The following is a 20,249-nucleotide window of genomic DNA, read 5'->3' on the forward strand; positions in this document are numbered from 1 at the left end:
TACCTACTAAATGGCAAGAACTGGTCTGATAAAATCATAGGCCTTCGATCGCAAAAATATGGGAAGGCTGTAAAGCATGGATTCGTCACCTGAGAAAAAAGAAGCAATTCGTCAACAATTACGCGCTTCGGCGCTGGAATACCACGAGTTTCCGACACCAGGCAAAATCAGCGTTACGCCGACCAAGCAACTGACCAACCAGCGCGACCTGGCGCTGGCGTACTCCCCGGGCGTGGCAGCGCCATGCGAAGAAATCGTCATCGACCCGGCCAACGCCTATAAATACACGGCGCGCGGCAACCTGGTGGCGGTGATCACCAACGGCACCGCCGTGCTGGGTCTGGGCAATATCGGCCCGCTGGCGGCCAAGCCGGTAATGGAAGGCAAGGGCGTACTGTTCAAGAAATTCGCCGGCATCGATGTGTTCGACATCGAAATCAACGAGCAGGATCCAGACAAGCTGGTGGAAGTGATCGCCGCGCTGGAACCGACCTTCGGTGGCATCAACCTGGAAGACATCAAGGCGCCGGAATGCTTCACCATCGAGCGCAAGCTGCGCGAGCGCATGAAGATTCCAGTCTTCCACGACGACCAGCACGGCACCGCGATCATCGTGGGCGCGGCCATCCTGAACGGCATCTCGCTGGTCGGCAAAGACATCAAGAAATGCAAGCTGGTGGTCTCCGGCGCCGGCGCGGCAGCGCTGGCCTGCCTGGATCTGATCGTCGACCTCGGCTTCCCGCTGGAAAACATCTACGTAACCGACCTGGCCGGCGTGGTCTACAAGGGCCGCACCGAGCTGATGGACCCGGACAAGGAACGCTTCGCCCGCGAAACCGACGCCCGCACCCTGGCCGAGGTGATCCCGGACGCTGACATCTTCCTCGGCGTATCGGCCGGCGGCGTGCTGAAGCAAGACATGGTGAAAGCCATGGCGCCTAACCCGATCATCCTGGCGCTGGCCAATCCGAACCCGGAAATCCTGCCGGAAGAGGTCAAGGCCGTGCGCGGCGACGCCATCATGTGCACCGGCCGCTCGGACTACCCGAACCAGGTCAACAACGTGCTGTGCTTCCCGTACATCTTCCGCGGTGCGCTCGATTGCGGCGCCACCACCATCACCCGCGAGATGGAAATCGCCGTGGTGCACGCGATTGCCGAGCTGGCGCACGCCGAGCAGTCGGACATCGTGGCCACCACCTACGGCTTCACCAACCTGTCGTTCGGCCCGGACTACCTGATCCCGATGCCGTTCGATCCTCGCCTGCTGACCAAGATCGCGCCGGCCGTGGCCAAGGCTGCCGAAGATTCCGGCGTGGCGACCCGTCCGATCAAGGATCTGCAAGCCTACGAAGAAAGCCTGCAACAGTTCGTCTACCGCTCGGGCACCTTCATGAAGCCGCTGTTCGCGGTGGCCAAGAAAGCACCGCTGGACTACAAGCGCATCGTCTACGCCGAGGGCGAAGAAGAACGCGTGCTGCGCGCGGTGCAAGTGGTGGTTGATGAAAAACTGGCACGCCCGATCCTGGTCGGCCGTCCGGCTGTGCTGGAATCGCGCATCACCAAATTTGGCCTGCGCCTGAAGCAGGGCGTCGACTTCGACGTCATCAATCCAGACCACGACGAGCGCTATCGCGACTACTGGCAAGCCTACTACGAGCTGACCGCGCGCAAGGGCGTGACGCAAGAGTACGCCAAGCTGGAAATGCGCCGCCGCCATAGCCTGATCGGCGCCATGATGATCAAGAAGGGCGATGCGGACGGCATGATCTGCGGCACCTTCGGCACCACCCAGCTGCACCTGCACTACATCGACCAGGTGCTGGGCCGCCGCGAAGGCGCATGCGTGTACGCCGCCATGAACGTGCTGGTGCTGCCGCAGCGCCAGCTGGTGATGGTCGACACCCACGTCAACGAAAACCCGGACGCCAACGAACTGGCCGCGATCACTGTCATGGCTGCGGAAGAAATGCGCCGCTTCGGCCTGTCGCCGCGCGCCGCGCTGCTGTCGCACTCCAACTTCGGTTCGTCGGACAGCGCCTCGGCGCTGAAGATGCGCGCCGCGCTGGAACTGGTCAAGCAGCGCGACCCGTCGCTGGAAGTGGACGGCGAGATGCACGGCGACACCGCGCTGGACTCGAAACTGCGCAACCAGATCATGCCGGGTTCGACCCTGACCGGCGACGCCAACCTGCTGGTGATGCCGAACATCGAATCGGCCAACATCGCCTACAACCTGGTGAAAACGGCGGCCGGCAACGGCATCGCGGTCGGCCCGATCCTGCTCGGCTGCGCCAAGCCGGTGCACATCCTGACGCCGTCGGCCACCGTGCGCCGCATCGTCAACATGACCGCGCTGTGCGTGGTCGACGCCGTCGCCCAGCGCAAGGCTTAAGCTAGTTTCAGAGGGCCGGTTGCCGCCTTTCGGTGGGTAACCGGCTTTTTTATTTCCCCTGTAACAAGATGTAAGTGATGTAAAACGAGGGTTTTCGTTAGAAATGCTCATGTAGCGCTCTGTTACAATATCGGGCTACGTATAGATTACCCACGATTTGGACTTGTCATTCACCATGCAGAACACAAAAAAAGCCCTGGTTACGGGCATTACCGGCCAAGACGGCGCCTACCTGGCAGAACTGCTGCTGGAAAAAGGCTATGAAGTCACCGGCACCTACCGCCGTACCAGCTCGGTCAATTTCTGGCGCATCGAGGAACTGGGCATCCAGTCGCATCCGAACCTGAAACTGGTCGAGTACGACCTGACCGACCTCAGCTCCAGCATCCGACTGATCCAGACCGCGCAGCCGGACGAGGTGTACAACCTGGCCGCGCAGAGCTTTGTCGGCGTGTCGTTCGAGCAGCCGGTCACCACTGCGGAGATCACCGGCGTCGGCCCTGTGAACCTGTTGGAAGCGATCCGTATCGTGAATCCGAAGATCCGCTTCTACCAAGCGTCGACCTCGGAAATGTTCGGCAAGGTGCAAGCCGTGCCGCAGAAAGAAGATACGCCGTTCTACCCGCGCAGCCCGTACGGCGTGGCCAAGCTGTATGCCCACTGGATGACCGTGAACTACCGCGAGTCCTACGGCATCTTCGGCTCGTCCGGCATTCTGTTCAACCACGAGTCGCCACTGCGCGGCCGCGAGTTCGTCACCCGCAAGATCACCGACTCGGTCGCCAAGATCCACCTCGGCAAGCTGGACGTGCTGGAACTCGGCAACCTCGACGCCAAGCGCGACTGGGGCTTTGCCAAGGAATACGTGGAAGGCATGTGGCGCATTCTGCAAGCCGACCAGCCGGACACCTACGTGCTGGCCACCAACCGTACCGAAACCGTGCGCGACTTCGTCAGCATGGCCTTCAAGGCCGTTGATGTCTCGCTGGAGTGGAGCGGTTCGGCCGACAACGAAATCGGCACCTGCAAGAAAACCGGTAAAGTACTGGTGCGCGTCAATCCGAAGTTCTACCGCCCTGCGGAAGTGGAACTGCTGATCGGCGACCCGGCCAAGGCCACCAAGGAATTGGGCTGGAAGCCTTCGACCACGCTGGAACAACTGTGCCAGATGATGGTGGAAGCTGACCTGCGCCGCAATAAAGCCGGCTTCTCGTTCTAATCCAAGGAGACCTTATGGCTGCTGAAGGTGCGGGCAAACGCGCCCTGATTACCGGTTTGTCCGGCTTCACCGGCCACTACGTCGCGCAGGAATTGCGCGACGCAGGCTATGAGGTCTTCGGCACCATCACGCCCGGCCACGCGCCGGGCGCGAACGAATACGCAGTTGACCTGAATGACCGCGCCGGCCTTGCCGCCGTGGTGCAGGAAGTGCAGCCCGACGTGGTGGCCCACCTTGCGGCCATCGCCTTCGTGGCGCACGGCGACGTCGATCAAATCTATCGCGTCAATGTGGTCGGCACCCGCAATCTGCTGGAAGCGCTGGCCGCACTGGCGAAGAAGCCGTCGGCCGTGCTGTTGGCCTCCAGCGCCAATATCTACGGTAACAGCGACGCCGGCGTGATCGGCGAAGAGGTGCCGCCAGCACCGGCCAACGATTACGCGGTCAGCAAGCTGTCCATGGAATACATGGCGCGCCTGTGGCAGGACAAGCTGCCGCTGATTATCGTCCGTCCTTTCAACTACACCGGCGTCGGCCAGCACGAGAATTTTCTGCTGCCGAAAATCGTCTCGCATTTCCGCCGCAAGGCTGCCGATATTGAACTCGGCAATCTGCATGTGTGGCGCGATTTTTCCGACGTGCGCATGGTCGCAGCCAGCTACCGCAAGCTGCTGGCCGCTCCTGCTGCCATTGGAGGCGCCTTCAACATCTGCTCCGGCCACGCCTACTCGCTGGGCGAGGCGCTGGACATGATGGCCGATATCGCCGGCTACAAGATCAACGTCCACGTTAATCCTGCTTTCGTGCGCGCCAATGAAGTGGTGCGCCTGGTGGGCAGCAACCGCCGTCTGGTGGCGGCGACCGGCCCGCTGTCGGTGGTGCCGTTGGCCGACACCCTGCGCTGGATGTATTCAGCGTGAACACCCAGGCTACCGTGCGCGTTGGCCTGTCGGTAACGACGGCCGAACCGCTGCTGACCGGCGGCCGCCTTGATGGCCTGGGCGTGTATAGCCGTGCCCTGCTTGAACATCTGCCGCATGCCGGCGTGGACGTGCTGCCGCTGTCGTTCGCGCCGCACGGCGACGCGCGCAAGCTGCAACTGGGCCGCGCGCTGCCGCTGTCCTTTCCGCTGGCGACGCTCGGCGATTTGATCCTGCCGTCGTCGGTGCACCTGAGCACCCGCGTGGCGCTGGGCAAAGGCGCTGCACCGATCGATATTTTCCACGCCACCGATTACCGCATCGTGCGCATGGACTGCCCGGTGGTCGCCACGCTGCACGACGCGCTGCCGATTTCGCATCCCGAATGGGCCAGCCCGAAGATGCGCAAATTGAAGAACTGGCTGCAGGCCAAGGCCGCGCGCAAGGCGCAGCATGTGATCACCGGGTCGCACTATTCGATCCGCGAACTGGTCGAGTATTTCGGCGTCGACGAGAAAAAAATCAGCGTGGTGCATCACGGCGTGGCCGCGCACTGGTTCGATCAGCCGTCGGCCGAAGAGCGCGACATCACGCTAGGCCTGCATGGCCTTCGCGAAGGTTACTTCCTGTTCGTCGGCACGCTACAGCCGCGCAAGAACGTTGAGCGCCTGCTGGAAGCCTATCTGGCGCTGCCGCCGGTGCTGCGTTCGGCGCGCCAACTGGTGATCGTCGGCCAGGCCGGCTGGCGCAGCGAGGAGCTGGTCAAGCGCATCAAGGATGCGCAGCAGCGCGGCGAGAACGTGATCTGGCTCGACAAGCTGACCGACGACCGCCAGCTGCGCCACCTGTACGCCGGCGCCGGCGCGTTCATCTTCCCATCGCTGCACGAGGGCTTCGGCCTGCCGCTGGTGGAAGCCTTTGCCAGCGGCGTGCCGGTGGCCTGTTCCAACACCACCTCGCTGCCGGAAGTGGCGAATGGCGCGGCAGTGGAATTCGATCCGCTGTCGGTCGGCGATATCACCGCCGCCATGACCACGCTGGCGCGCGACGACGCTGTCCGCGCACGCTGCATCGCCGCCGGCCATCGCCGCGCGCTGGAACTGACCTGGGATGAAGCGGCACGCCGCACCGTCGCCGTTTATCACGAAGTACTGAAAAAGTAAGCATCATGCGTGTCCTCCATTTTTACAAGACCTACTATCCCGACACGTGGGGCGGTATCGAACAAGTGATCCGCCAGCTGTGCGTGGGCACGGGCCGCCTTGGTGTGACCAACGAAGTGCTGACGCTGAGCCGCAGCGGCCCATCCGAGATTGAATTCGAAGGCCACATCGTGCACCGCGTGCCGCTGGATTTTGAAGTCGCTTCGACCGGTTTTTCGTTTGCTGCGATCCGCAAGCTGGCGCGCCTGGCGCGCAAGGCGGATGTGATCCACTACCACTTCCCGTGGCCGTTCATGGACCTGGCGCACTTCATGGCGCGCATTAACAAGCCTAGCGTGGTGACCTACCATTCGGACATCGTGCGCCAGAAAAACCTGCTGCGCGTGTATAGCCCGCTCAAGCGCCGCTTCCTGCGCAGCGTGGACACGGTGGTGGCGACGTCGCCCAACTACCTGGCTTCGTCGCCGGTGCTGAAGCGCTTTGCGCACAAGACCCGCACCATCACCTACGGCTTGGACAAGTCGATCTATCCGGTGGCGTCGGAACAACTGAAAGCCAAGTGGCGCGCGCAAGTCGGCGAGCGCTTCTTCCTGTTCGTCGGCGTGCTGCGCTACTACAAAGGGCTGCACATCCTGCTGGATGCGATGGCCAATGTCGATTACCCGGTGGTGATCGTCGGCGCCGGCCCGATCGAGCAGGAACTGAAGGAACACGCGCAGCGTCTCGGCCTGACCCACGTGCAGTTCATCGGCGCGGTGGAAGAGGAAGACAAGGCGGCGCTGCTGGAACTGAGCTACGCCATGGTGTTCCCATCGCATCTGCGCTCGGAAGCTTTCGGCATCTCGCTGCTGGAAGGCGCGATGTACGGCAAGCCGATGATCTCCAGCGAGATCGGCACCGGCACCACCTACATTAATATCGACAACGATACCGGCCTGGTAGTGCCGCCCGACGATCCTGCATCGCTGGGCGCGGCCATGCGCAAGCTGTGGGAGACCCCGGAACTGGCGGCAGAAATGGGCCGCCGCGCCGAAGCGCGTTACTGGGAACTGTTCACCGCCGAGACCATGGCCCAGAACTACCATGCGCTGTACCGCGAGCTGGCCGCCAAGCCAAGGTAAAATACCGTCTCACCACTGAATCCCGGAGAATCGCGTGCGCTGCTTAGTGATTGAAGACGAAGCCGAAACCTCCAACTACATCTGCAAGGGCTTGCGCGAGGCCGGCTACATCGTGACCGCCGCCGCCACCGGCCCGGACGGACTCGATTACGCCACCAGCGAGGACTGGGACATCATCATCCTTGACCGCATGCTGCCGGGCCGTATCGACGGCCTGTCCATTGTCGACAAGCTGCGCGCGCTGGGCAAGCAGACCCCGGTCATCATCGTCAGCGCCATGACCACCATCGACGCCCGCGTGACCGGCTTGCGCGGCGGCGCCGACGACTATCTATCGAAACCATTTGCCTTCTCCGAACTGCTGGCGCGCGTGGAAGCGCTGCTGCGCCGTAGCGCGCCCGGCGCCGACAGCACGCAGCTGCAAGTGGCCGATCTGCGGCTCGACCTGCGCACGCTGCGTGTCACGCGTGGTAACAAGGTGATCACGCTGCAACCGCGCGAGTACCGCCTGCTCGAATACCTGATGCGCAACGAGAACCAGGTGGTGACCCGCACCATGCTGCTGGAATCGGTGTGGGACTATCACTTCGATCCGCAGACCAATGTGATCGACGTGCAGATATCGCGCCTGCGCGCCAAGGTGGACAAGGACTTCCCGGTAATGCTGATCCACACCCTGCGCGGCGTCGGCTACCGCATGGGCGTGACGCCGCCGGACGAGGCGGAGCAGGCGGGTGTTTAAACTCCGCACCTCGATTGCCGCCAAGCTGGTGCTAGGCTACGGCCTGCTGGGCATTGCGTCGATCGTGGCGGTGTCGCTGGTGTTCTACAGCGGCACCATCGGCGTGATCGATCAAAACATCGACGGCAAAATCGAGGCGCAAACCGAGCGCCTGCTGGCGAATATCGGCGGCGGCCACCGCGCCGCCTTGCTGGCCGAGGTGCACCGCCAACTGGGCGACGGCATCGATAGCGACCGCGAAATTTTCCAGATCCTCAATGCCGATGGCACGCCGGCCGGCGGCAATCTCGGTTCCTGGCCCAGCGTGGAAGACGCCGACGATTTCGTCACCACCACCGTGCTGCGCAACGGCCGCAGCTCGCCGGCGCGCCTGTACATACGGCCTTTGGATGATGGCGGCACGCTGATTGTCGGCCGTGATTTAAGCGAAGAAGAAGCGGTGCGCGAGGTGATTTGGCGCGCGCTGGCGGCCGGCGCCTGCGTGTCGCTGATGCTGACTATCGCCGGTGCGCTGCTGTTCCGCCGCTCGATTGAAGCGCGGCTGGGAGAGATACGCCGCACGGCGGCGCAGATCGAGGCTGGCGATTTGAGTCCGCGCATTCCCGTCACCGGCAACGACGAATTCGCGCTGCTTAACCGCGACATCAACCGCATGCTCGATCGCATCGAGTTGCTGATGGAAGGCATACGCCACGTCTCCAATGCCATCGCCCACGACTTGCGCACGCCGCTGGGCCGTATCCGCGGCCGCCTGGACGACGCGCTGCGTCATGAAATGACAGTGCCAGCGTTGTCCACTGCATCGCAAGACGCGATTGACGATATCGATGATCTCATCCGTTTATTTGAGCGCCTGCTGCAAATCGCCGAAGCCGAATCGGGCATGCGCGGCCGCTTGTTCGAGCGCCTGGATCTGGGCCGCGTGGTGGCAGACATCGGCGAGATGTACGAAGCCATTGCGGAAGACAGCAACATCAAGCTGACTGTCGATGCGCCGGATTCGCTGTACGTGGACGGCGACCGCAATCTGCTGGCCAGCGCCGTCGCCAGCTTGCTGGACAACGCCATCAAGTACGCCGGCCCCGGCGCCATCATCCACGTGCGCGCCGGCCTGTATCTTGGCGACGCGTCGATCGCGGTGCACGACAATGGCCCCGGCATCCCGGAAGGCGAGCGCGATAAAGTCACCCAGCGCTTCTATCGTCTCGATAAAAGCCGCCACATGCCAGGCAATGGCCTGGGCCTGTCCATCGTCAGCGCCACCGCCACCTCGCACGGCGGCAAGCTGGTATTGGAAGACGGCGCACCGGGACTGGTGGCGCGCATCGTGCTGCCCCTGGCGCCGGCCGGCTAACCAATTCGTAATGTGACCGCAAGCTTGTGGAAAGCCGCCCAGTCCTATGATGGACTGATTATCTTCGGCTCTCCACATCATGCACGACTTAAGCGATATCGCCAGCTGGCTACAGCACCATCCCATCTACCACGACTCGTCGGTGCACAGCACGCTGCCCGATCCAACCTTCGTTACCGAGGGCGAGACGGTGGTTTCGTTCAGCACCAATAACTACCTGGCGCTGGCGAATCACCCGCGGCTGGTGGCTGCAGCCAAGCAGGGACTGGAGCGCTACGGCGTGGGTAATTGCGAATCGCGTTTGCTGGGCGGCGATCTGGAGGTCTACCGCGAGCTGGAACGGCGCCTCGGCGCCTTGAAGCACAAGAGCGATGCGGTGCTGTTCGTGACCGGCTATATGGCCAACATCGGCGTGCTGTCGTCGATCGTGAAGGCGGCCACGCTGGCGCGCCTGCACGGCTTCCGTCCGAAGAAGCGCCACAAGTACGCTTACTACTCGGACGAGTACAACCACATCTCGATCCGCGAAGGCATCCAGATGTCGGGCGCACTGCGCTACAACTACCGCCATTGCGATATGAATCATCTCGAATCGCTGCTGCAAGCCGGCGCCGCCGACGGCACCACGCCGATCATCGTCAGCGATGGTGTGTTCAGCATGGAGGGTACGATAGCGCCGCTGCCGCAGCTGGTGGCGCTGGCCGAACGTTACGGCGCGCTGCTGTACATCGACGACGCGCACGCCACCGGCATCCTCGGCGCTAATGGCGGCGGCACCTCGGAGCACTTCAACTGCTATAGCTCTAACATCATGCAGATGGGGACATTGAGCAAGGCGCTCGGCTCCATCGGCGGTTTTGTCGCGGTGGAGAAGGAAGTAGGGGACGTGATCCGCCTGACCAGTTCCGCTTACGGTTTCACCTGCCCGCCGCCGCCGGACCAAGCGGCAGCGCTGCTGGCTGCACTGGATATTCTGGAAGAGGAACCGCAGCGCCGCCAGCGGCTATGGGACAACCAGCGCTACTTCATCGAGCGCATGGAGCCGCTGGGCTACACGATTATTTCGACCGCCACGCCGATTCTGCCGGTGCTGATTGGCGATGCCGAGACCTGCCAGCGCTACGCAGTGGAGCTGCGCGCCGAGGGCGTGCATGTGGACTCGATCCAGTTCCCGGCGGCGCCGGTAGGACAGGCGCGCTTGCGCTTCATGATGAACGCCGGCCACACCAAGGCGCAGATCGATCACGCGGTGAGCGTGATGGCGCGCCTTGCGGGACGCGGCGAACGCCTGAACTAATGCTCTGCCCAGCGTTCCTTGATCTCAAGCAGCGCGGGCATCTGTTTAAAGAAGAGGTCTACCAGCCGGCCTTCGAAATGCTTGTCGCGCTGTGCTTCCATGTGCTCGACGGCTTTCTCCACCGGCCATGCCTCCTTGTAAGGGCGCGCGGAAGTCAGCGCGTCAAACACGTCGGCAATCGCGACGATGCGGCCGACCAGCGGGATTTCTTCGCCGGTCAAACCATTCGGGTAGCCGCTGCCATCCCACTTTTCGTGGTGGGTAACGGCGACATCGTAGGCCATCGCCAGCATGCCGTGTTGATGCTTGCCGATGATGTCGCCGCCGATGGTGGCGTGCGACTGCATGATCTTCCATTCATCTGGGTCCAGCGCTGCGGGCTTACGCAAGATGCTGTCCGGGATACCAATCTTGCCGACATCGTGCATTGGCGCTGCGTGCAGCAGGTCTTCCGCTTCCGCCTCCGTCATGCCGACCGCGAGGCCGAGGATGCGCGCGTAGTGGCTCATGCGGATCACGTGCAGGCCGGTCTCGTTGTCCTTGTACTCGGCGGCGAGGCCGAGGCGCTGGACGATTTCCAGCCGCGTCTTCTTCAATTCATCCACGCCGACCAGCGACAGGTGGTTGCGCACGCGCGCGCGCACGATGGGCGGGCTGACCGGCTTGGTGATGTAATCGACTGCACCGGCGTCGAAGCCGATGACTTCATCGTCGGTGTCGCTTAGCGCGGTAACGAAGATGACCGGGATGGCAGCGGTGGCAGGATCGGCTTTCAGCAGCTTGCAGGTTTCGTAGCCGGTCATGCCCGGCATCATGACGTCCAGCAGGATCAATTGCGGTTGTTCGGTGCGGGCCAGTTCCAGCGCGCGCGGGCCATCCTTGGCAAACAGCAGGCGGTATTGGTCTTGCAGGATGTGGCGCAGCAGTTGCAGGTTGCTCGCTTCATCGTCAACGACGAGGATTTGCGGCTGGTTGGGTTGATGTGTGGTTCTCATGGGTACTCCGTGGTCAGGCTGGCCAGCAGTGCTTCTAGTGCGGCTTGCGCCTGCGGGAAGTCGAAATCGTTTAATGCGTCTTGCACGGCGCTCAGCTGCTGCGCCAGCGCGGCCGGAGCGCCGGTGAGGGCGGCCGTCAGTGCGGTCAGGGCGGCGTCATTCAGCGCGCCGCGTTGCAGGAATGGTAGCAGAGCTGTGGATTTCTGGCGCGCGATGGCCGGATCGAACACCGCTGCCGGCGGCGGCGGCTCCAGGCGCGAGCCGCGCGGCGGGGCGAGGGCGTGGATAGCACTCAGTGCTGCATCCAGCTGCGCCGCCAGCGTGCGCTGCGCCTGCGCCAACTCCGTTTGCAGCGAGACCGGAATACCGGCCGCCTCGCCACCGTCGTGCTGCGGCGAGCCGCACAGCTTTTCCAGCTGCGCCAGCGTGGCGTTCAGTTGTTCCAGCCCGATGTTGGCGGCCACGCCGCGCACCTTGTGGCACCATGCCTGCGCTTCGGCCAGCCGCACTTCGCTGGTGTTGGACAGCAGCTTGGCCAGCGTCGCCGCCGACGTGCTGTAGTCGGCCACAAAGCGGTGCAGCGCCTGATGATAGGCCGCTTCGTTGTCGGCCCAGCGTTGCAAGCCCGCTTTCTGATTGAGCACGCGATGGCGCGGCGCTTCCGCCGGCGGCGGTGCAGACGGCAGCGGCGGCAACTTGAGCACCTTCGCAATCTCGTGCGACAGCGCGTGCCAATCCACCGGCTTGGACGCAAAACCGTCCATGCCGGCCGCCGCACTGGCTTCGCGGTGCGCCGCCAGCACGCTGGCCGTCATCGCCACGATCGGCAAGGCAGGCGTCCCGGCGACGCCGGCTTGCTGCATGATCTCACGCTGCCGGATCGCGCGCGTGGCGGCCAAGCCGTCCATGTGCGGCATCTGCATATCCATCAACACCACGTCGTAACGCTTGGCGGCGGTCATCTCCAGGGCTTGCGCGCCATCCTGCGCCTTGTCCAGCGTGTGCCCGCGCTTGGCCAGCAGCAGCGACAGCAACTCCAGGTTCTGCGGCACGTCGTCCGCCGCCAGTATGTGCAGCGGCGGTAGCGGATAGTCGCTGCGCTCATTGCTCTGCGACTGGCCATTGCGCGCCGGCTCCAGCGGCAGCAGCACATGGAAGGTGGTGCCCACGCCCGGCGTGCTCTCCGCCCAGATCTTGCCGCCCATGAGTCCCACCAGCTGGCGGCTGATGGTGGTGCCCAAGCCGGTGCCGCCGAAACGGCGCGTCATCGAAGCATCGGCCTGCGTGAACGGATCGAAGATGGCGTTGATGCGTTCCGGCGCAATGCCGATGCCGGTATCCTGCACCGCGATGTGCAACTGCCCCTGCTTCTCGCACGCGCGCAGGCTGACCGTGCCGGCCGAGGTGAACTTGATGGCGTTATCCAGCAGGTTGCCGAGAATCTGGCGCATGCGCAGTTCATCGCCATGCAGCCATGCCGGCAGCGCGGCGTCGTAATTGATATCGATGACCAGCCCCTTGCTGCGCGCATTGCTGCCGAAGGTGGACGCCAGCTCGTCGATCAAACCAAGCAAGCTGTAATCATCAAGCTCCAATTCCACCGCGCCCTTATCCAGCTTGGCGGTATCGAGAATTTCATTCAGCAGGCGTAGCAGCGAACGGCCTTCCTTGCGTACCGTATCGAGGTGGCGGCGCTGCTCGGTGCTCAGCTCCGTATCCAGCAGCACGTCGGTGAAACCGAGAATAGCGTTCATCGGCGTGCGGATTTCGTGACTCATATTGGCGACGAAGCTGGCGCGTGCCGCCGCCGCTTGCTCCGCCGTCTCCTTTGCTGCGCGCAGTTGCTGCTCCATCTCGCGCCGTTCGCTGATGTCGAGGATCACGCCGTCGATCCAGCGGATCTCTGGATGCGTTTCATCCTGCGTGACCGCGCCGTGCTCCCACATAAAGCGCTTGCCGCCGTCGGCATGAAGCAGGCAGTACTCAATCTGGTAGGTTTCGAGATTCTCGATGCTGCGCGAGATTTCGGCCGCGACGCGCTCGCGGTCTTCCTCGCAGATCAGGGAGGACAGCGTGCGGGTGCGGTTGGCGCCGACGAAATCGCTGGCCGGGTAGCCCGCCAGGCGCCACACGTTCTCGCTGATGAACAGCGGCGGCGCATCGAAGGCCATGCTGCTGCGGAAGGAGATGCCGGGAATATTCCCGATCAGCGAACGGAATTGCTGCTCGCTGTCGCGCAGCGCCTGCATGATGGCGCGGCGCTCGGTGATGTCGGTAATGAACAGCACAAACAGATCGCGCTCCGCCATGCGCGCGTGTCCCAGCGCGCGGCGTATCGGCACGCTGCTACCGTCCTTGCGCAGGGCGACCACTTCGCTGCCGCTGCTGGTGACGCTGGCGTCGCCGGTGCGCAGGTAGTTGAGCAGGCCGTCGCGTTCCGAACGTTCTTCATCGGCCATCAGCACGCGGATATTGCGGCCGACGATTTCATCGCGCTGCCAGCCGAAGATGCGTTCGGCCGAGGCGTTGAACTCATGGATTACGCCGGCGCGATCCACGGTAATCACGCCGTCGACGGTGGTGGTCAGCAGGGCGCGCATCCACGCTTCGCTCTCGGCCTGCTGGCGATACATTTCGCGGTAGCGCAGCAAGCCGTTGGCCGCCATCACGAAGATGGTAAAGGCCACGGTAATCAGCGTGATCGCCAGCGCGAGGAAGGTGGAGTTCTGCTGCGGTGCTGCGTCGATTGGCAGCGTGCCGACGAAGCGCGCTGCGGCCATGCCGGTATAGTGCATGCCGGCGATGGCGCAGCCCATCACGGTGGCGCTGACGCCGCCCAGCACCGCGCGCGGCAGGCGCAGGCCGCGCAGGCCGAAGCGGATCCACAAGGCCAGCGTCGCCAGCACCACGGCCACCACGATGGAGAGGCCGAACATAAACGGATCGTAGTGCTGCGCCAGTTCCATCTGCATCGCCGCCATGCCGGTGTAGTGCATGGCGCCGATGCCCGCGCCTACCAGCACGCCGCCGCTGATCAGCGATACCTTGGTCAGGCGCCGGCGGCTAATCAGCGTCAGGGCGACGTAGGAAGCGGCAAGGCTGGGCAGCACGGAGATCAGCGTCAGGCCATGATCGTAATCGACGGCGATGCACAGGTCGAAGGCCAGCATGCCGATGAAGTGCATGGCCCACACGCCGCAGCCCAGCGCCAGGCTGCCGGTAGCCAGCATCATGGCGCGTAGGCCGCGCGTGCCGCCCAGGCGCGCTTGCGCGGCGACTTGTAATCCCATCCATGATGAGAATATGGCAACGAGGATCGAGAGAATCACCAGCAACGGCGAGTAGTTACCGTAGTGGAGCAGGGACGGATCGGTAGGCGGTGAAAAGATTTCCATCATAGTGAGGGAAACCTTATCACAGAAAAATACCGCCCGGAGGCGGTATTTGTTTTTACGACTTTTTACGACTTGGCGAAGGCCAGGAAGTCGGCGTTGAACTTGTCCTTGTGGGTGTCGGTCAAGCCGTGCGGCGCGCCTGGATAAGTAATCAGCTTGGCGCCTTTGACGATTTTGGCCGAGGCGATGCCAGCGGCTTTGATCGGCACGATTTGGTCATCTTCACCGTGGATGATCAGGGTCGGCTTGTCGAACTTTTTCAGGTCTTCGCGGAAGTCGGTTTCCGAGAAGGCTTTGATCGAGTCGTAGGTGTTTTTGAAACCACCTTGCATGCCTTGTGCGTACCACGCCTGGATGATGCCTTGCGATGGCTTTGCGCCCGGACGGTTGTAGTTGTAGAACGGGCCCGATGCGATATCGAGATACAGCTGGCCGCGATCCTTGATCGAGCCGGCGCGGATGCCATCGAATACTTCGATCGGCAGGCCGTCCGGGTTGGTGTCGGTCTTCAGCATCAGCGGCGGCACTGCGGAGATCAGGCCCAGTTTGGCGATGCGCTTGGTGCCGTGACGGCCCACATAGCGCGCTACTTCGCCGCCGCCGGTGGAGAAGCCGGCCAGGATGATGTTCTTCAGATCCAGCGCTTCGATCACTTGCGCCAGGTCGTCGGCGTAGTGATCCATGTCGTTGCCGTCCCAAGGCTGGCTCGAACGGCCATGGCCGCGGCGGTCGTGGGTGATGACGCGGAAGCCGTTATTCGCCAGGAAGAAGGCTGCCGATTCCCAGCTGTCTGCATTCAGCGGCCAGCCGTGGCTCAGGACTACCGGTTGGCCGGTGCGTGGGCCCCAGTCTTTGTAGTAAATCTCAACGCCGTCGCGGGTGGTGACGACGCTGGCGGTCTTGGTCACTTTGCCCGCTGGTGCGGCAACGGCTTCGGTGGCGACGGCGCTCAGCGCGGTGGCGGCGACGGCAACGGCGCTGCCGACCATGGCGTTACGGCGGGATTGGTTGGTTTGGTCAGTCATGATTTTCTCCTTGGTTTAAGACAGGTGTTGTTTAAAGAAAGCGTCGGTGCGGGCGTTGGCCAGCGTGGCTGCAGCAGTGTCGTAGTGATTGCCGCCCGGCCGCGCAAAAGCGTGGTTGCAACCGGGGTAGCTGTGCAGCTCAATTTTGGGATTGGTCTTGAACGCGGCGGTGATGATGGCTTGCGCGTCCTTGCCGATGTATTCATCTTCTTCGGCCAAGTGGTACAGCAGCGGCTTGGCGACGTTGCCCGCTTCGGCTGCGTACTTCTCGGTGCCGCCGCCGTAGTAGGACACGAAGGCGTCGGCATCGGCGCGCGCTGCGGTCAGGTAGGTCATCAGGCCGCCCAGGCAGTAGCCGGTGACGCCGACTTTGCCGGAGGCGCCTTGCAGCGTGCGCGCCGCGGCCACGGTGGCGGCGATGTCGCCCACGCCGCCGTCGAAATCGTAGGCGCTGTACAGCGCGAAGCCGCGCGCCCAGTCACCGGGTTCGGCTTCCGACATATCGAGGCCGGGATCGGCGCGCCAGAACAAGTCCGGTGCGACGGCGATGTAGCCCTTGGCGGCGTAATCGTCGGCGATGCTGCGGATGCCGGCGTTGACGCCGAAGATCTCCTGCAGCACAACGATCACCGGAGCGCTGGCGGCGTTGGCCGGACGCGCTACGTAGGCAGCGAAACTGCCGTCGGCGACTTTGATGGTGAGGGTTTCTGACATGGTGTCCTCCGTTGATTGGAGTGGCCATCTTAGGCAGGAAAGGCGCGCTTGAGAACGGACATTCCTGCAAAGCCGATTTGCAAATTTGCATATCCCACAACGCAGGTATGCAGGTCTACGCCATATGGGAGGGAAAATGGCCATGTTGCTTTAATAATAAAACTATCTGATACTGGCCGGGCTGACCCGCATATCGCCGGGTCTCACAACGGGACACACTGAAAACAATGGCTTTCCTTACGAAAAAGAAGTTGGGGCTGGCTATCGGCCTGCTCGTGATCGGCGGCGCTGCGGCCGCCTTCTATTCCAAAAGTAAGACCCCTGTGGTGGAAGCGCCACGTTTCCGCACTGCGCCGGTTGATACCGGCAATATCACGCAGTCGGTGACGGCGACTGGCACCATTAATCCGGTGGCGCTGATCAATATCGGCTCGCAGGTTTCCGGCACGGTGAGCGAATTGAAGGCGGACTTCAACGACCACGTGACCAAGGGACAGGTGCTGCTGAAACTCGACCCGACCATCTTCAATGCGCAGATACGCCAGGCCGAGGCGCAGCTGGCGTCGGCGCGCGCGTCGCTGCGGCTGGCGCAGGCCACGCACTCGCGCAATCAAACGCTGGTGACGCAGAGTTTTATCTCGCCGCTGGCGCTGGATCAGTCCAAGCGCGAGGTCGACGTGGCGCTGGCGAATATCCAGCTGGCCGAGGCGCAGCTGGCGCGGGCGCAGGCGGACTTGAATAACTCCGTGATCCGCGCGCCGATTGATGGCGTGATTATCAAGCGCACCGTGGATCTGGGGCAGACGGTGGCGGCGTCGTTCACCACGCCGCAGCTGTTCCAGATCGCGCGTGATCTGACCAAGATGCAGATCGACACCAGCGTCTCCGAGGCCGATGTCGGTTCGCTCAAGGAAGGGCAGGAAGCGCGCTTCGTGGTCGATGCCTACCCGGACAAGGAATTCAGCGCGCGCATGCGCCAGTTCCGCCTCGCCGCCAACGTGGTGCAGAACGTGGTGACCTACAACGTGGTGCTGGACGTGGATAACCAGGAGGAGCTGCTCAAGCCCGGCATGACGGCGCAGGTGCGTCTGCTGGTCGGCAATCGCCAGCAGGTGCTGCGCATCCCAACCGCTGCGCTGCGCTTCCGCTTGAGCGATGAAGAGATTGAGAGGCAGAAGAAGCTTGCTGCGTCGGCCTCCGCTTCCGCATCGGCGTCCGCAAGCGCAACTGCCAATGCCGCCGCGCCGCAGGACGACGATGCTGGCTTCCGCAGCAAGTCCGACCTGGCGCGCCTGTTCCGCATCTACACGCTGGACGCGCACAATCAGCCCAAGCCGATGGAAGTGAAGATTGGCCTGTCCAACTTCCGCTACACCGAAATCGTCGGCGGCGATTTGAAGAAGGGCGATCAGGTCATCACGCGCGCCATCGTCAATGAGAAAGAGGGCGGGCTGTGAGCGAGCTGCTGATCGATATCCGTCAAGTTACCAAGAGCTACTTCTCGGGCAGCGTGGAAACGCAGGTGCTGTTTGGCGTCGACCTTGCCGTGCCGCGCGGCGATTTCCTCGCGGTGATGGGGCAATCCGGCTCGGGCAAATCGACGCTGATGAATATCTTCGGCTGCCTCGATCAAGCGACCGGCGGCAGCTACTTCCTCAACGGCGTCGACACGCTGACGCTGTCGCGCAACGAGCTGGCGAGCATCCGCAACCGCACCATCGGCTTCGTGTTCCAGAGCTTTAACCTGATCAAGCGCATGAGTGTGGCGGAGAACGTGGCGCTGCCGCTGATCTACGCCGGCGTATCGCGCTCCAGGGCGCACGCCAAGGCCTTGCTGGAACTGGAGCGCGTGGGCTTGAAGGAGATGGCCAAGCGCACGCCGAACCAGCTATCCGGCGGCCAGCAGCAGCGCGTGGCGATTGCGCGCGCGCTGGTCGGCGATCCGCCGCTGATCCTGGCCGACGAACCGACCGGCAATCTCGATACGCAAACCAGCGAAGAGATCATGCGCTCGTTCCAGCAGTTGAACGAGGAGCGCGGCATCACCATTCTGCTGGTGACGCACGAGCCGGATATCGCCGCTTACAGCAAGCGCCTGGTGCGCCTCAAGGACGGCCGCGTGCTGTACGACGGCCCTTCCGCTGAGGGCTTGCAGCAAATGAACGCCATAACGGTATAACGAAGATTAAACGCATATGAACTTTTTACAGATCGTCGTAGAGGCGTTTCGCTCGATGATGGCGAACCGCCTGCGCACGCTGTTGACCATGTTGGGCATCATCATCGGCATTACGTCGGTGGTGCTGCTGCTGGCGGTGGGCGACAGCATGAAGCGCTTTATCGCCAAGGAACTGGAACAGCTGGGCACCAATATGCTGTTCATTTCACCGGGCGGCGATCGCGCGCAGCAGCAGCGCATGCGCAGTGGCGCGCAGCCGGCGTTGACCATCCGCGATGCGGCGGCGCTGGATCAACTGCCATCGCTGGCCGGCGCGGCGCCGGTGCTGCAAGGCGGCTTCAATCTCGCCGTCGGCAACGAGAACGCGGTGAAGACGATACATGGCGTGACGCCGGCCATGTTCAAGATACGCGGCTGGAAGGTCGACAAGGGCAGCGCCTTCAGCGACGCCGACGTGCGCTCGGCCGCGCGCATGGTGGTCATCGGCCGCAAGATCGCCGACCAGTTCTTCTACAAGCAAGATCCGCTGGGCAAATACATCCGCATCGAGAACGTGTCATTCCAGGTGGTGGGCGTGTTGTACGGCGAGGGCAAGCAGGTGGACGGCGGCGACTTGAGCGAGTACGTGATCGTGCCCATTACGGCGGCATCGGCCAACCTGGTGAAGGTGCAGTTCCCCGGCAATGTGCATTACGTGGTGGCGCAAGGTAAGTCCGGCGGCAATTTGCAGGACGCGATCCAGGACATCAACGAAACGCTGCGCGACCGCCACCACATCAAGATCGATCAGCCGGATGACTTCCGCATCGATAACCTGGCGTCGTTCGCGGAGACGGCGCAGAAGATCAGCGCCGGCATTGCGCTGCTGCTTGGCTTGATCGGCGCGATCTCGCTGGTGGTGGGCGGCATCGGCATCATGAACATCATGCTGGTGTCGGTGACGGAGCGCACGCGCGAAATCGGCATCCGCATGGCGATCGGCGCCAAGCCGCGCGACGTGCTGCTGCAGTTTTTGACCGAGGCGGTGGTGATCTGTTTAGTTGGCGGGATTTTCGGCATCCTGCTCGCCAGCGGCGCGGCGGCGGGGATTACGGCGACCGGCAAGTTCGACGTCATCATCACCTTGCGCGCGGTGATCGTGGCTTGCGGTTTTTCCAGCTTGGTGGGCGTGTTCTTCGGCTTCTATCCGGCGCGCAGGGCATCGCGCCTGCTGCCGGTGGATTGCCTGCGCTACGAGTGAATCAGTAATCGAACTTGGTGCTGCGGCCGCCGGCCTTGTGGTAGATGGTGTGCTCGGCACGTTCCTGGCGCAGCTGCTCGCGGCGTTCGCGGGTGGCTTGCGCGCGCTCTTCGCGGCGGGCGTTTTGCTCGTCGATACGGTGCTGCATGGCCAGCCCTTGCTTGCTGTTGTGGAGCAGGCCGAATTTCTGGCGCAGCGCCGCCGTCCACAGCAGGAAGATCAAAATCAACGCCAGCAGGTAGACGGTTTGCCAGATGCCGTAGTTTTGGCTGATGAAGGGGAATAGCGGCGCGGCGTGTTCCAGCCAGCCCTGTCCCAGCACTCCGAGTCCGCCCGCCAGCAGGCCGATACCGAAGGTCTTGGTAATCATCCAGCGGCTGGCCTTGATGCGCGACTCCCAGAAGGTGTGCGGATCGTCGTTCAGCTGGTCGAGATAGCGGGTGTGGTCGTGTTGGGTGGTCATAGCGACAATGTTTTAGGGCGCTGATAG

The 20,249-nt window shown here is 63.0% G+C and carries 16 protein-coding genes; 11 read left to right on the forward strand and 5 right to left on the reverse strand.

What is annotated here, in order from left to right; all coding sequences use genetic code 11:
• Positions 1-76 precede the first annotated feature (76 nt).
• From GTP45_RS24365 to GTP45_RS24400, 8 genes are all read left to right on the forward strand, one after another.
• Complete coding sequence (locus GTP45_RS24365; protein ID WP_161016456.1) at positions 77-2,395, forward strand: NADP-dependent malic enzyme; 2,319 nt, start codon at positions 77-79, stop codon at positions 2,393-2,395.
• A gap of 175 nt (positions 2,396-2,570) precedes the next feature.
• Entirely contained in the window at positions 2,571-3,614 is a 1,044-nt protein-coding gene (gene gmd, locus GTP45_RS24370) for a GDP-mannose 4,6-dehydratase (RefSeq protein WP_161016457.1), read from the forward strand.
• A gap of 14 nt (positions 3,615-3,628) precedes the next feature.
• Entirely contained in the window at positions 3,629-4,534 is a 906-nt protein-coding gene (locus tag GTP45_RS24375; RefSeq protein WP_161016458.1) for an NAD-dependent epimerase/dehydratase family protein, read from the forward strand.
• Positions 4,531-5,697, forward strand: coding sequence for a glycosyltransferase family 4 protein (locus GTP45_RS24380; RefSeq protein WP_371874505.1), 1,167 nt, complete (start codon positions 4,531-4,533; stop codon positions 5,695-5,697). Before GTP45_RS24375 ends, GTP45_RS24380 begins: the two co-directional genes overlap by 4 nt.
• A gap of 5 nt (positions 5,698-5,702) precedes the next feature.
• Entirely contained in the window at positions 5,703-6,818 is a 1,116-nt protein-coding gene (locus tag GTP45_RS24385; protein ID WP_161016459.1) for a glycosyltransferase family 4 protein, read from the forward strand.
• Between the two features lie 34 nt (positions 6,819-6,852).
• A complete protein-coding gene (locus tag GTP45_RS24390; RefSeq protein ID WP_161016460.1) occupies positions 6,853-7,560 on the forward strand; it encodes a winged helix-turn-helix domain-containing protein in 708 nt (235 codons plus the stop codon).
• Positions 7,553-8,914, forward strand: a complete 1,362-nt coding sequence (locus GTP45_RS24395) for a HAMP domain-containing sensor histidine kinase (protein ID WP_161016461.1) — start codon at positions 7,553-7,555, stop codon at positions 8,912-8,914. Before GTP45_RS24390 ends, GTP45_RS24395 begins: the two co-directional genes overlap by 8 nt.
• A 79-nt stretch (positions 8,915-8,993) precedes the next feature.
• Complete coding sequence (locus GTP45_RS24400) at positions 8,994-10,211, forward strand: aminotransferase class I/II-fold pyridoxal phosphate-dependent enzyme (RefSeq protein WP_161016462.1); 1,218 nt, start codon at positions 8,994-8,996, stop codon at positions 10,209-10,211.
• Here GTP45_RS24400 and GTP45_RS24405 read toward each other — a convergent pair.
• From GTP45_RS24405 to GTP45_RS24420, 4 genes are all read right to left on the reverse strand, one after another.
• Positions 10,208-11,206 carry a response regulator gene (locus GTP45_RS24405; RefSeq protein ID WP_161016463.1) on the reverse strand — a complete coding sequence of 333 codons (999 nt, stop codon included), beginning with the start codon at positions 11,204-11,206 and terminating at the stop codon, positions 10,208-10,210. The two genes, GTP45_RS24400 and GTP45_RS24405, sit on opposite strands and share 4 nt — an antisense overlap.
• A complete protein-coding gene (locus GTP45_RS24410; RefSeq protein WP_161016464.1) occupies positions 11,203-14,604 on the reverse strand; it encodes an MHYT domain-containing protein in 3,402 nt (1,133 codons plus the stop codon). Before GTP45_RS24410 ends, GTP45_RS24405 begins: the two co-directional genes overlap by 4 nt.
• Before the next feature lie 62 nt (positions 14,605-14,666).
• Entirely contained in the window at positions 14,667-15,626 is a 960-nt protein-coding gene (locus tag GTP45_RS24415) for an alpha/beta fold hydrolase (protein ID WP_161016465.1), read from the reverse strand.
• A gap of 15 nt (positions 15,627-15,641) precedes the next feature.
• Positions 15,642-16,340 carry a dienelactone hydrolase family protein gene (locus GTP45_RS24420; protein WP_161016466.1) on the reverse strand — a complete coding sequence of 233 codons (699 nt, stop codon included), beginning with the start codon at positions 16,338-16,340 and terminating at the stop codon, positions 15,642-15,644.
• A 227-nt stretch (positions 16,341-16,567) separates the two neighbouring features.
• On the opposite strand from GTP45_RS24420, the gene GTP45_RS24425 reads away from it, so the two are divergent.
• Genes GTP45_RS24425 through GTP45_RS24435 form a run of 3 tightly spaced genes read left to right on the forward strand, consistent with a single transcriptional unit; the run spans position 16,568 to position 19,759 of the window.
• A complete protein-coding gene (locus GTP45_RS24425) occupies positions 16,568-17,797 on the forward strand; it encodes an efflux RND transporter periplasmic adaptor subunit (protein ID WP_161016467.1) in 1,230 nt (409 codons plus the stop codon).
• Positions 17,794-18,519 carry an ABC transporter ATP-binding protein gene (locus GTP45_RS24430; RefSeq protein WP_371874506.1) on the forward strand — a complete coding sequence of 242 codons (726 nt, stop codon included), beginning with the start codon at positions 17,794-17,796 and terminating at the stop codon, positions 18,517-18,519. Before GTP45_RS24425 ends, GTP45_RS24430 begins: the two co-directional genes overlap by 4 nt.
• 16 nt (positions 18,520-18,535) lie before the next feature.
• Positions 18,536-19,759 carry an ABC transporter permease gene (locus GTP45_RS24435; RefSeq protein ID WP_229258610.1) on the forward strand — a complete coding sequence of 408 codons (1,224 nt, stop codon included), beginning with the start codon at positions 18,536-18,538 and terminating at the stop codon, positions 19,757-19,759.
• A gap of 1 nt (position 19,760) precedes the next feature.
• Here the strand turns inward: GTP45_RS24435 and GTP45_RS24440 are convergent, their stop codons facing one another.
• The gene (locus tag GTP45_RS24440; protein ID WP_161016468.1) at positions 19,761-20,222 is read right to left on the reverse strand and encodes a hypothetical protein; all 462 of its coding nucleotides are present in this window, start codon (positions 20,220-20,222) and stop codon (positions 19,761-19,763) included.
• Positions 20,223-20,249 lie beyond the last annotated feature (27 nt).

It is taken from the genome of Duganella rivi (assembly GCF_009857435.1).
Classification (GTDB): domain Bacteria; phylum Pseudomonadota; class Gammaproteobacteria; order Burkholderiales; family Burkholderiaceae_D; genus Rugamonas; species Rugamonas rivi.

Bases quoted from the DNA above. Each gene is read 5' to 3' on its own strand.
- GTP45_RS24365 (WP_161016456.1), top strand. From the start codon at position 77: ATGGATTCGTCACCTGAGAAAAAAGAAGCAATTCGTCAACAATTACGC.
- gmd (WP_161016457.1), top strand. From the start codon at position 2,571: ATGCAGAACACAAAAAAAGCCCTGGTTACGGGCATTACCGGCCAAGAC.
- GTP45_RS24375 (WP_161016458.1), top strand. From the start codon at position 3,629: ATGGCTGCTGAAGGTGCGGGCAAACGCGCCCTGATTACCGGTTTGTCC.
- GTP45_RS24385 (WP_161016459.1), top strand. From the start codon at position 5,703: ATGCGTGTCCTCCATTTTTACAAGACCTACTATCCCGACACGTGGGGC.
- GTP45_RS24400 (WP_161016462.1), top strand. From the start codon at position 8,994: ATGCACGACTTAAGCGATATCGCCAGCTGGCTACAGCACCATCCCATC.
- GTP45_RS24405 (WP_161016463.1), bottom strand. From the start codon at position 11,206: ATGAGAACCACACATCAACCCAACCAGCCGCAAATCCTCGTCGTTGAC.
- GTP45_RS24410 (WP_161016464.1), bottom strand. From the start codon at position 14,604: ATGATGGAAATCTTTTCACCGCCTACCGATCCGTCCCTGCTCCACTAC.
- GTP45_RS24415 (WP_161016465.1), bottom strand. From the start codon at position 15,626: ATGACTGACCAAACCAACCAATCCCGCCGTAACGCCATGGTCGGCAGC.
- GTP45_RS24420 (WP_161016466.1), bottom strand. From the start codon at position 16,340: ATGTCAGAAACCCTCACCATCAAAGTCGCCGACGGCAGTTTCGCTGCC.
- GTP45_RS24425 (WP_161016467.1), top strand. From the start codon at position 16,568: ATGGCTTTCCTTACGAAAAAGAAGTTGGGGCTGGCTATCGGCCTGCTC.
- GTP45_RS24435 (WP_229258610.1), top strand. From the start codon at position 18,536: ATGAACTTTTTACAGATCGTCGTAGAGGCGTTTCGCTCGATGATGGCG.
- GTP45_RS24440 (WP_161016468.1), bottom strand. From the start codon at position 20,222: ATGACCACCCAACACGACCACACCCGCTATCTCGACCAGCTGAACGAC.